The 12,088-nt window shown below is 39.8% G+C and carries 10 protein-coding genes; 3 read left to right on the plus strand and 7 right to left on the minus strand.

Translation table 11 applies throughout. The features are described 5' to 3' along the window. Positions 1-152: 152 nt before the first annotated feature. On the plus strand, positions 153-1,307 hold the full coding sequence (locus BTO08_RS09835; protein ID WP_105060835.1) for a hypothetical protein: 1,155 nt from the start codon (positions 153-155) through the stop codon (positions 1,305-1,307). A 71-nt stretch (positions 1,308-1,378) separates the two neighbouring features. Here the strand turns inward: BTO08_RS09835 and BTO08_RS09840 are convergent, their stop codons facing one another. The 4 genes from BTO08_RS09840 to dauA form a co-directional block, all read right to left on the minus strand. Continuing rightward, positions 1,379-2,266 carry an AraC family transcriptional regulator gene (locus BTO08_RS09840; protein ID WP_105060836.1) on the minus strand — a complete coding sequence of 296 codons (888 nt, stop codon included), beginning with the start codon at positions 2,264-2,266 and terminating at the stop codon, positions 1,379-1,381. 272 nt (positions 2,267-2,538) lie between these two features. Then, positions 2,539-3,324 (minus strand): class II glutamine amidotransferase, encoded by a 786-nt coding sequence (locus tag BTO08_RS09845; protein ID WP_105060837.1) that lies wholly within the window; start codon positions 3,322-3,324, stop codon positions 2,539-2,541. A gap of 63 nt (positions 3,325-3,387) precedes the next feature. After that, entirely contained in the window at positions 3,388-3,969 is a 582-nt protein-coding gene (gene lpcA / locus BTO08_RS09850) for a D-sedoheptulose 7-phosphate isomerase (protein ID WP_105060838.1), read from the minus strand. Positions 3,970-4,068: 99 nt separating this feature from the next. Further along, positions 4,069-5,760, minus strand: a complete 1,692-nt coding sequence (gene dauA / locus BTO08_RS09855; RefSeq protein ID WP_105060839.1) for a C4-dicarboxylic acid transporter DauA — start codon at positions 5,758-5,760, stop codon at positions 4,069-4,071. Positions 5,761-6,263: 503 nt separating this feature from the next. On the opposite strand from dauA, the gene fadE reads away from it, so the two are divergent. Further along, positions 6,264-8,720, plus strand: coding sequence for an acyl-CoA dehydrogenase FadE (fadE, locus tag BTO08_RS09860; RefSeq protein ID WP_105060840.1), 2,457 nt, complete (start codon positions 6,264-6,266; stop codon positions 8,718-8,720). 84 nt (positions 8,721-8,804) lie between these two features. Here the strand turns inward: fadE and BTO08_RS09865 are convergent, their stop codons facing one another. Both BTO08_RS09865 and dnaQ read right to left on the minus strand, forming a co-directional pair. Continuing rightward, positions 8,805-10,043, minus strand: coding sequence for a TIGR03503 family protein (locus BTO08_RS09865; RefSeq protein WP_242446250.1), 1,239 nt, complete (start codon positions 10,041-10,043; stop codon positions 8,805-8,807). A gap of 7 nt (positions 10,044-10,050) precedes the next feature. Continuing rightward, complete coding sequence (gene dnaQ, locus BTO08_RS09870; RefSeq protein ID WP_006647095.1) at positions 10,051-10,776, minus strand: DNA polymerase III subunit epsilon; 726 nt, start codon at positions 10,774-10,776, stop codon at positions 10,051-10,053. A gap of 51 nt (positions 10,777-10,827) precedes the next feature. Here dnaQ and rnhA point away from each other — a divergent pair, with 51 nt between their 5' ends. After that, on the plus strand, positions 10,828-11,292 hold the full coding sequence (gene rnhA, locus BTO08_RS09875) for a ribonuclease HI (protein ID WP_045129104.1): 465 nt from the start codon (positions 10,828-10,830) through the stop codon (positions 11,290-11,292). Here rnhA and BTO08_RS09880 read toward each other — a convergent pair. Next, positions 11,289-12,059: a methyltransferase domain-containing protein gene (locus BTO08_RS09880; RefSeq protein ID WP_105060842.1), complete on the minus strand. Its 771-nt coding sequence runs from the start codon at positions 12,057-12,059 to the stop codon at positions 11,289-11,291. The two genes, rnhA and BTO08_RS09880, sit on opposite strands and share 4 nt — an antisense overlap. Positions 12,060-12,088 lie beyond the last annotated feature (29 nt).

Genomic DNA, 12,088 nt, shown 5'->3' on the forward strand with positions numbered 1-12,088 from the left:
ACACAATATTGAGATCAAACATGCTGAAGTATACTGAGTATGCTTCAGTATTTTTTAAATTCACATCAAATACCTAAATAGCAATATCGGTCAGGTAATGATTACGCTTCGGTTTTATAATTTTCTCACAATAAAACCAAGAGTATAAATATATGCCAATCAGTCCACTTCTAAAGTCAGAAATTAACACAGCTCGCCACGATGGTATCGTTGCAACAATTTCAAGGTTTAATGGAACGCCTCCTCTAGATAAATTAAAGGATAGATTTAAAGACATTTTAATTGCGAATCCTTGGATTGGAGCGAAACTAATAAGCACTAATGATGATGAAATTGCATGTCAAACACCAGAAATAGTTAATGATATTTCCCCATTTTTAGAGTTCTTTGATATAAAAGATTTATTGAATGAAAACGCAAACATTAATAATCTTATTGAAATTATCGATAATAGCCAAGACAAAGAGATAATTAATAAACTTTATCCATTACCGACAAAAGAATGTATTAACACTGACAATCCATTAATAAAATTTAGTCTCATTGAAGATAAAAAGGAAAAAGAGTTTGCGATTATCTATTCAATGAATCATATTATTGGTGATGGAACGAGCTATTATCAGCTATTAAGTTTATTAAGCTTTGATGAAGAAATTAAACCTTTTAACTTTGAGAGGAAATTACAGTTTTCCAGAATCGAAGGAGAGGTTAATAAATTCACATCCATAGAAAAGAAAACGTTTGTGAAAAAGATAAACTTAGAATTAATTAATAAATTAAAAGATGAAACTAACGAAAACTTGCACGGTGAATGGGTGTCTACTCATGATATTATTAATTCATTATTTTTTAATTCAGTAAAACCAGATCTAGCCATATTTCCGGTAAATGCGAGACCTCATATCAATTACCTTGATGAGACGGATGTTGGAAATTATATCAAACCAATAATTATCAGTACTGAAAGCACTCTGACGGCTCAAGATATACGTCATGCAATCAATAAATTTAGACGAACACCTGAAGATAATGATGCTTGTATAACTGTTTTAAGTCAGCCGAAAGCCCAATCTACTAAAGCAGTACTGACAAGTTGGGTACAAAATTATAAACAACTCTCATTGGGTTCTGAATGCTCTTACGTCGCTCATTACCCTGTCAAACCTAGTTACTTACATGGCGATTCGATCGATGGTTTAGATCATCTCGCTGTTTTATTCTGCTTAAACGCATCAACTTGGCTATTAGCAGGAATGACAACAAACTTAACCTGGCTTGAAGGTAATATTCTATTCGATAATGAATAGCCTTATTTTGTCTTTCTTTATGATTGTTATACTTATTTTAGTATTAACTTTATACTAACCCTATGTGTTATTTAAGGATTAATTTTACTATATACAGGTATACAGATTTTTGTAATTAATTCCGTTTCAGGAACGATAAGCGGAGAGTTAATATGTTCGAAAAGAATGGGGGCTGATATCGGCTCCCATTGTGTTTTTGGTAACCACTCAGTAAGAACATTAGTAATCGCATGAACAAAACCATAAACTTCTCTTTGTCCTACATAAGTAACAACAGCAAAATCTCCTCTTGAAATAGTTCCTGAAAATATACCAAGCTCATTGGGTAAGACTTTACAATTAATAGCAATGGCAATATCACATCGATAATCAGATCCATCGCTCTCTAAGGGATTTGCATATGGAATAGTAATAAATGGTGTCGATTTAATGCTCGTTTCACTATGAAAATTATTTTCTACCAACCATGAAACTAATATATCAAAAGTTTTCATACCTTCCAGATATTCACCCTTGTGGGTGATCATTACACATTCCCTACTCGGGTATTCTTCTACTTTAATTTCATACTTCTTTTCTCTCACAGGTATCCGAATATTAAATCTATGCCCCCAACTTGACCATTGAGGTTTCTTTCTAAACTCTGTTGGCGTTTGATCAAATAACCTAACAAATGCACGAGTAAATGCTTCAGGGCTTTCGAACCCAGCTGAAAGCGCGATATCTATTATTTTTAGTTCTTTAAAATAAACCAATTCGAAAGAAGCACGACGTAATCGAGAAAGTAATATATAACGATGAGGAGTAACGCCAACCATAGATTTAAATACGCGTTGAAAATGATACTTTGAAAGTCTTGCAACATCACTTAGCTCTTGCAGAGAGTATTTTTTATTAGGTTCACTGTCAATTAAATAACAAACCAAACTCAGTCTCTCTTCAATTACATTTTTTTTCATAGCAAACCTAAATATCTAATAACAAGAATATTACATATTTTATCACAAAAATTCGTTTATATTTTTAATAAAAGCTTTAACTCAACGTTTAAATAAAACCTACTATTCAATAAATATATTTAATCCGTCACAGAATAAAAAGTTAGGAGTATAACTATGGCTTGTTTTTTGTACTTGCCTTTCGAGATAATGTTAACAATAAAAAAGGCGATCATCTGATCGCCCTTTCCTTTATCAGCCAAATTGTTATAACCGTTCGATCTTACATCAACTTATTCAGTCGCCAATTGATTAAATACAGGCTCACCAAAATGGAACACAATAAATTCACCAATTGCCATTTTGTGCCAACTTTCATCATTGGTTAACGGCTGAGTAGCAATAACCGTCACCACATCCTTAGGTGTCGTTTCTTGCTGAAAGTCAATCGTGACATCTTCATCAATTAATGAAGCTTGACCAAATGGTGCTCGACGCGTGATCCAATGCAAATTATTGGTACAATAGGTTAGTACGTACTCACCATTGCTTAATAGCATATTGTAAACGCCAAGCTGACGTAACTGATTACAACACTGGGCAAAGTAGCTAAATACCGGATTTAAATCGTCAGGCAATTCTGGAAACTTCGATTCAAGTTGATTGAGCAACCAACAGAAAGCAATTTCACTGTCTGTATCACCTACCGCTTTATGCCTGCCAGTTTCTAAACTCTCATAGCCCGTTAACTGACCATTATGCGCAAACGTCCAATAATTTCCCCAAAGCTCACGGGTAAATGGATGGGTGTTTTCTAAGTTCACACCACCACGGTTAGCTTGGCGAATATGGCTCACTACTGCCCGACTCTTTATCGGATATTGTTGTACTAATTCAGCAATACGAGACTGACAGCTTGGATTCGGATCTTTAAAGGTTCGAAAACCTTTACCTTCATAAAACGTAATGCCCCAACCATCGCGATGAGGACCAGTATTGCCTCCTCGCTGCATTAATCCAGTAAAACTAAAGCAAATATCTGTTGGCACATTTGCGCTCATGCCTAGCAATTCACACATTTTCCTTTATGCCCTTTTATTATTAATTAACGATACTTATCAATAGCCAGAATGACCTAAGGCTTATTCTGCTGCCATTTCCTTTTCAACTAGCATAATTAAAATATGAATAATCTTAATATGAATTTCTTGAATGCGATCCGCATAACCAAAGTGGGGAACACGGATTTCAACATCCGCCAAGCCAGCCATTTTACCGCCATCTTTACCGGTTAAGGCAATCGTCTTCATGCCTTTAGCTTTTGCAGCTTCAATCGCCTTTAAAATATTGCCTGAATTACCAGAAGTAGACAAACCAAACAATACATCACCTTTAGCGCCAACAGCTTCTAAATAGCGTGAAAATACGTATTCATAGCCGAAGTCATTACTTACACACGATAAGTGGCTTGGATCAGAAATCGCGATACCAGGATAACCAGGACGGTTTTCACGGTAACGACCTGTTAGTTCTTCAGCAAAGTGCATTGCATCACAATGTGAGCCACCGTTACCACAAGACAGTACTTTACCACCTTGTTTAAAGGAATCTGCCAATAGCTTTGCTGCCGCTTCAATATCTGCAAGGTTTTTATCATCACTTAAAAAGCGATTTAGTACATCAGCTGCATCTGTTAGTTCAGCGCGGATCAGATCCTGATACATAAGCGATTCTCTCTATTATTCTTTAGATACAAATCAAGCGGGTAAAGACCCGCTTGATGTTTTAAATACACCGTTATTCGCAGTTTACATACAAATAACTTACAGTGTCGACTCCTGATCAGAATCATTGTGAGAATTAATCAGTAAAACTTGCTGTAATTGACTAATAGAGTGGGCTAAATGCACATTCTCTGCCTCAAATATTCCAGCATGATAGAGTTTACGTTCAACATGCGGCTGCGCTCCCAATAAATAAACAGGTAACTCAGACAGACGATCTAACGCCATATCAAAGGCATGGATCGCTGTAATATCAATCGTTGAAACATCACTAAAATCAAGTACAACGGCACGTGTTTCTGTCGTTGCATGTTCAATAACAGAGAAAGCCTTCTCACTCGCAGCAAAAAATAGTGGGCCATTAATATCATAGACCACTACATCATGACCCAAATTGAGGTGAGGATGCTCATCATGTGTGATCGTGACTGTTGTTAATGTCGCAATACGCTGAATAAATAATACGCCCGCAAGTAATAACCCCACAATAACGGCTACCACCATGTCAAATGCAACGGTTAAGATAAAGCATGTCATCAAGACGGCAACGTCACGACGTGGTGCAACCTTTAATGTATGCACAAAGTGAGGCGCTTCAGACATATTCCATGCCACCATAATTAATAAGCCAGCCAATGCACTCATTGGAACAAACGAGAGTACTGGGGCTAACACAATCATCGCAGCTAAAACAAAAAGCGCATGCGTTATACCAGATATCGGTGAAAACGCGCCAGATCGAATATTGGTTGCCGTACGAGCAATCGCCGCTGTTGCTGGAATACCACCAAAGAAAGGCACGACAATATTCGCGATCCCTTGACCAACAAGCTCTGCATTAGGATTATGTTTTTTACTTGTCATACCATCAGCTACAACCGCGCATAACAACGACTCAATACAACCTAGCATCGCGATAGTTAATGCTGAAGGCATTAATTCAATTACGGTTGCCCAATTAAATGTATTGGACTTCCACAGCGCAATAAACTGCGGTGCTTCTTGTGGAATACCATGACCCACAAGGTTACCAATGGTATAGCTGAATTTTTCACCCAGCAAAGTCACATGCTCAGGACCAAATTTATTTAATACTAAGGCTAAAACCGTCCCTACCAGTAACGATACTAAATGGGGTGGAATACGCGTTTTTAATTTCGCCCAGCCAATAAAGACTAAAATAGTGACCACGCCAACAATCGCATCAGCATAATTCGCTGTAGGTAACGCATGGGCATATGACATCACTTTTTCAGGAAAATGGATTGGGCTACCTTGAATATGTAGACCTAATAAATCTTTAAGCTGCAAAAAAGCAATAACAAAACCAATCCCCGCAGTAAAGCCGGAGGTAACTGGATATGGCACATATGCCACCAGCTGTCCTAAGCGAAAAATGCCCATCAATAATAGAATAATGCCTGACATCATGGTGGCTAACATTAAGCCTGATAAGCCGTATTTTTGAGTGATCGGTAAAAGGATAACCACAAAGGCCGCAGTAGGGCCTGTGATATTAAATCGTGAACCACCTAATAACGCCGCTAAAAAGCCCGCCACAATGACCGTATACAATCCATGTTGTGGTGGTACACCGACAGCAATTGCTAATGCCATCCCCAATGGGATAGCCACAATGCCAACAGTAATACCCGATACAATATCGGCACGAAGTTTAGAGAAGGAATAACCATCCTTCCACGCCTGTGATAAAGCATGAAATAACAACACAACAAGACCTCTTGTACTTTGCGTACATTTGATAAACAGGAATTGATGTCAACCCGATGTAAGGGAGTCCGGCGGGCATGTGTCAGTCGGAATCGGGAAAGGCAACAAAGGGAAATACCATTCTGCATGGATGGTTAAAATTCAACCACTCCAAATAACGTGAACAGTATCACAATACGGCGTATGTTAACGCTCTGCTAAAAATCTGCAAGTAAAAAAAATAGCCTCAATGATCTCGATCAATCCCTTTAACAACCTGACTTAAGCCCACTTTGTATACGTAACAGTTTACTTTCATACCGAAAAACTATTTTACATTTTGTTAAAAAACGCATTACAATAATTCAAAAGTGGTAAGACCTCTTACCTTGATAATAATTACCCTACAATTAACAATAAAATGTGTAGCAATGTACTGAACTCTCCATCATGAAGTCAGGTCTAGCTCAATTATTCCTGATGATGTGTAAACAGTCTTAATACACAGATTAAGGAGAATCTCTATGGTTACGCTTGCGTATGTCATTAGCTTTATCGGTGTTATGTTCATATTGGCGTATCATCGCGCGTCATTAAAAACCTTTACGGCAGTAATTGCTGCAACACTATTAATCGGTACTGTTTTTTCTATTACAGGAGTTATTAGCTGGTTAATTTTCGCTGCGATTGCGATTCCTCTTAATATCCCAGCTTTACGTAAAAAATATCTCGCCGCTCCTGCATTAAAAGCCTTTCAAGGTGTCATGCCAGAAATGTCTCGTACCGAAAAAGAAGCAATCGATGCCGGTACTGTGTGGTGGGAAGCTGATCTGTTTGGTGGTAATCCAGACTGGAAAAAGCTCCATGATATTCCAGCACCAACCCTTTCAGCAGAAGAGCAAGCTTTTCTCGATGGACCAGTAAATGAACTTTGCCGTATGGTGAATGATTTTCAAATTACCCATGAACTTGCCGATCTACCACCCGAAGTATGGCAATACTTAAAAGATCATAAGTTCTTCGCCATGATCATTAAAAAGCAATATGGTGGACTTGAGTTTTCTGCCTATGCCCAATCCCTAGTACTGCAAAAATTAACAGGCGTCTCTGCAGTATTATCATCAACCGTTGGTGTTCCTAATTCACTAGGTCCAGGCGAACTGCTTCAACACTATGGTACAGAAGAGCAGAAAAACCATTATTTACCCCGCTTAGCAGCTGGTCAGGAGATCCCTTGTTTTGCCTTAACTAGCCCAGAAGCAGGCTCAGATGCAGGCTCAATTCCAGATTTCGGTATTGTGAAAAAAGGTATGTGGCAAGGCGAAGAAGTCCTTGGTATGGAATTAACATGGAACAAACGTTATATCACTCTAGCACCAGTTGCTACGGTACTAGGTCTTGCCTTTAAACTCTCGGATCCTGACAACTTACTCGGAGATCAAAAAGAGCTGGGTATCACTTGTGCATTGATCCCAACCGATCTAGAGGGCGTTGAGATTGGCCGTCGTCACTTCCCTCTTAATGTGCCATTCCAAAATGGTCCAACTAAAGGTAACAAAATCTTTGTCCCTATTGATTTTATTATCGGTGGTCAGGAAATGGCTGGCCAAGGATGGCGTATGCTCGTGGAATGTCTATCGGTTGGTCGTGGTATTACTCTGCCGTCTAATTCAACGGGTGGATTAAAAACTGCAGCAATCGCAACAGGGGCTTATGCTCGTATTCGTCGCCAATTTAAAATGCCTATTGGTAAAATGGAAGGCATTGAAGAGCCACTTGCGCGTATTGCGGGTAATGCTTATGTCTTAGATGCAGCGAGTACTCTAACCGTCGCTGGTATCGATCTGGGCGAAAAGCCTTCCGTTATCTCAGCGATTGTAAAATACCATTGTACCCATCGTAGCCAACGCGGTGTGATTGATGCGATGGATATTGTCGGTGGTAAAGGGATCTGTATGGGACCGAGTAACTTTATTGCTCGCGGGTATCAAGGTGCACCTATTGCTGTCACCGTTGAAGGGGCGAATATTCTAACACGTTCAATGATCATCTTTGGACAAGGTGCAATCCGTTGTCACCCTTATGTATTAGAAGAGATGAACGCCGCTTATAATGATGATAAAAAACAAGCCTTAGAAAGCTTTGATAAAGCCGTATTTGCGCATGTTGGCTTCGTGATAAGTAATATGGCACGCTCTTTCTGGTTAGGTATTACCGATGGCTACGGTTCATCCGCACCACGTAAAGATGCAACATCCCGTTATTACCAACAACTTAACCGCTACAGTGCTAACCTTGCGCTACTGGCTGATATTTCCATGGCAGTGCTTGGTGGTTCATTAAAACGTAAAGAGCGTTTATCTGCCCGTTTAGGTGATGTGCTTAGCCAGCTTTATTTATCATCAGCGACGCTAAAACGTTATGCCGATGATGGTTATCAACAACAAGATCTTCCATTAGTACATTGGGGTCTACAGGATTCATTATACCAAGCAGAAACAGCCCTTGATGACTTCCTAAGTAACTTCCCTAATAAGTTCATTGCTGGCGCACTACGTGTTGTATTGTTCCCATTAGGTCAACGTCGTATCAAACCAAGTGATAACTTAGATCATGCCGTTGCTCGTTTAGCACAAACCCCATCAGAAACTCGAGATCGCCTAGGTCGAGGCCAATTCTTAGAAGCATCTGAAGGGAATCCAGTCGGTATGATGGAAGCTGCACTTAACGATATTCTTGCCGCTGAGCCGATTTATGATCGAGTTTGTAAAGCAGCTAACAAAAAATATCCGTTTGTACAGTTAGGTAATGTTGCCGATAAAGGACTTGAACTCGGTGTGATTGAACATGCTGAAGCAGAGCTATTGCGCCGTGCTGAATTAGGTCGCTTACGTACGATTAATGTTGATGACTTTGAGCCAGAACAATTAGCGGCAAAGACAACACCAAATGCTGATTGCTCGATCAATAACGCGGCTTAATCACGACATATTTCATTGTTGAAGTCAGTTAAAAATATAAAAGGGAAGCTAGCGCTTCCCTTTTATTTGTTCTCTGACCATTGTTTATGAGGGTAAAACAAGGGCTTCTTTTTTCTCTTTTCGACGCTTTTTAAATACTCGCCAGCCCCATATTCCACTAATGACCAATACGATTATCGCCATATTACCCATCACCATCACGCTAAGTGTTTTTTCACGTGAGGATTTTTGCAATTCAATCTCTTTCAATATCTGTTGTCGTTCAAGCTCCGCTTTATCGATAGGCGGAAGCTCCATATGAGTTTCAGAGCGAATATTATTAATCACCGCAAAGTGGCTCTCAACTAATGGAAATATCAGCTCGCGTTGGTGCAGCCTATCAGTACCATAGATCCAACCTTCCCACGAATATTTCCCCGTCTCACCATCAAAAGGCAATCCAATCGATAGCTCAGTTTCATTTGGTAATGTCCGTTGCTGAATAATTTGCTGTTTGATATTTGGTGTACCGTAGCGAATATAAGCGGCTAACGATCCTGTAACCAACATATCATCTTGTGGCAATACCACTAACTGGTGAGGTTCTTGCAGCTTATGACTTTTAATGAGAGTGGCTGAAAACGGTTTAGGGTAAACTAATACTTCTTGCTCTATGGCTCGCGTAAAAACACCATTCATTGATTTAATTACAACACGGTATTTACCCGGCTCAACCGTTATCGGAAGAGAAACAGTAAAGATGCCATCCCCTGCCACTTCATCACGATCTTGACCATTATCTTCAAAGTTGCCCACCACTATTGGTTCTGGCTGGGCGTCATGAACGAGTTGCTGCTCTTTCGATATATAGGGGTAAAATGATACACGTAATTTAACCCGATCTAAAAAGTCACGAACGGTTAAAGGCTGGTCATTCTGCAAGAGTTTTGCTGAGAACTTTAACACTTCAGATTGGTATAAGTTCTGCGGCAACGTATCTGCTGTTAGGCGAAGATTAGACAACAGGGTAATACGGTTATCTTGCGAAACGCGGCCAATTGCTTGCCAAGGTCCAGCCATTGGCTCATCAATCGAAATAATATCGAGATCATTTTCAGAATACCAAGAGACATGCTTAGGATGACGACTGGAATAATATTTCGTGCCATCCGGCGCAACCAACACCACTGGGCGACTGGGTTGCTCTCGTTTAACCATGAAAGACACTTGTTTTATCGTTGGATCCACACGGAAACGGTTATCAAGCCACGTCATCCGATCATTATCTTGCGACCAAGCAAATAATGGCCAGACAGCCATACATATTAATAACCGCTTCAGCATAACTCTCCTACAGACGCCAAAGAACGTCAGCTTTTTTACCGATCAAATCGAGTCTTTCTTCATGTGAAACTAATTCATCGGCAGAAGCACAGATAACCTTTAGCCCTTTTCTCTCACCGACCAAACGCTTTATCGCAAATTCTTTCTCACTATCCCCTTCGTTATCGCCACTTAATTTCAACGATGTTTGACCACCCGTCATCATTAAGTAAACGTCAGCAAGGATCTCGGCATCGAGCAAAGCCCCGTGGAGCGTTCGATGCGAGTTATCTATGCCATAACGTGAACAAAGAATATCAAGGTTATTACGTTTACCAGGAAAGAGGCGTTTTGCCATTTCCAAGGTATCCGTTACTTTGCAGATATCTTCCGTTTTCTTAAGATCAGATCCCATTAACTGGAATTCATAATCCATGAAACCAATATCGAACGATGCGTTATGAGCCACCAGCTCTGCACCATCAATAAAGTCGATAAACTCTTGATGGATGTCAGCATAGCTCGGCTTACCGATTAAGAACTCATCCGTAATACCGTGAACATCAATCGCTTCAGGATCGATTGGACGATCGGGTTTGATATAAACATGGAATGTTTTACCCGTTAATTTACGATTAATAATTTCAACCGCACCAATTTCAACAATCCGATGCCCTTCATAATGCGGGCCCGTCATATTCATACCGGTGGTTTCTGTATCAAATACAATAATGCGTTGGTTAGTGGCTTTCATAGTGGCTTATGTGTCAGACTTAAGTTTTTATCTAGGGCAATACTACCAAATATGATGAAGCAGGTAGAAATTTACACAGACGGTTCTTGTTTAGGTAATCCAGGTCCCGGTGGCTATGGCGCTGTACTTAGATACAAGCAACATGAAAAAGAATTAAGTGACGGCTTTTTCATGACAACTAACAATCGAATGGAGCTACTTGCAGCCATTGAAGGGTTAGCAAGCCTTAAGGAATCATGTTTAGTTGATCTTACCACTGATAGCCAGTACGTGCGTCAAGGAATTACGCAGTGGATCCATAATTGGAAAAAACGAGGTTGGAAAACTGCCGATAAAAAACCAGTAAAAAATGCAGATTTATGGCAACGTTTAGATACAGAAACCCAACGTCATCAGGTGCAATGGCACTGGGTAAAAGGTCACGCAGGTCATCCTGAAAATGAACGTTGCGATGTATTAGCTAGAGCCGCGGCAGAAAAACCCACGTTTACTGACGATGGTTATCAAGCCAATTAGTTTGACTTTTTATACGCCGCATCTCTTTTCGCCATTTTATCACAGGCTTCGGTACGACAATTTACTTGTAACGGAGCCAATTGACGCCTCACTTTCCATTTTGGTTCTATTGGTTTTAATGGGAAAGTACGCTTCCTTGCCACGATAAAATACAAACTTCCTACCGCAGACAAGGGTTCTGATAAGATATTTTCCAGCCATGCTGAACACGTTAAATGACGCGTAGAAGGTAATACCGCAAATGTCTCATGATATATCACCTCATAATTTAGCAACCTAAGCCAATCAATGACTCGAGACGATAAATACATTCTTCCATTCCATGGCGCTTTGTTTCTATTCCACGGCAATAATCCACAAAACCCATTAACACTTAATGGGTTATTACCACTAAGTAACAGATAACCATCATCAACAGTAACTCTATCAACCTCACGCAATAATCGATGAGGATCCGTTGAATAATCGAGCTGATGAATAAGCAAGCACGCATCAAATGACTTTTCAACAAAGGGTAATTCAAAAGACTCAGCTTCGACGTTACGATAACTACTGAATTTATCTACACTAATTTGATGTTGGATATTACAATGGTGACTGGTCAGCTCTGCACTTAAGCCACCAAGCTTTAACATATGGTAACCAAACAGCTTCGGACACCACTCATCGATTCGAGCTTGTAATAATTGTGCCGCCCATTCACCATTGGTCACATTAGACCAAGAATAAGGCACTTCAATATGTGTTACTGTACGCGCTGGCTTCATAATAGTACTGCTCAACACTTGAATAAGGC

This window comes from Photobacterium angustum (assembly GCF_002954615.1).
In the GTDB taxonomy this organism is placed as follows: Bacteria; Pseudomonadota; Gammaproteobacteria; order Enterobacterales; family Vibrionaceae; genus Photobacterium; species Photobacterium angustum_A.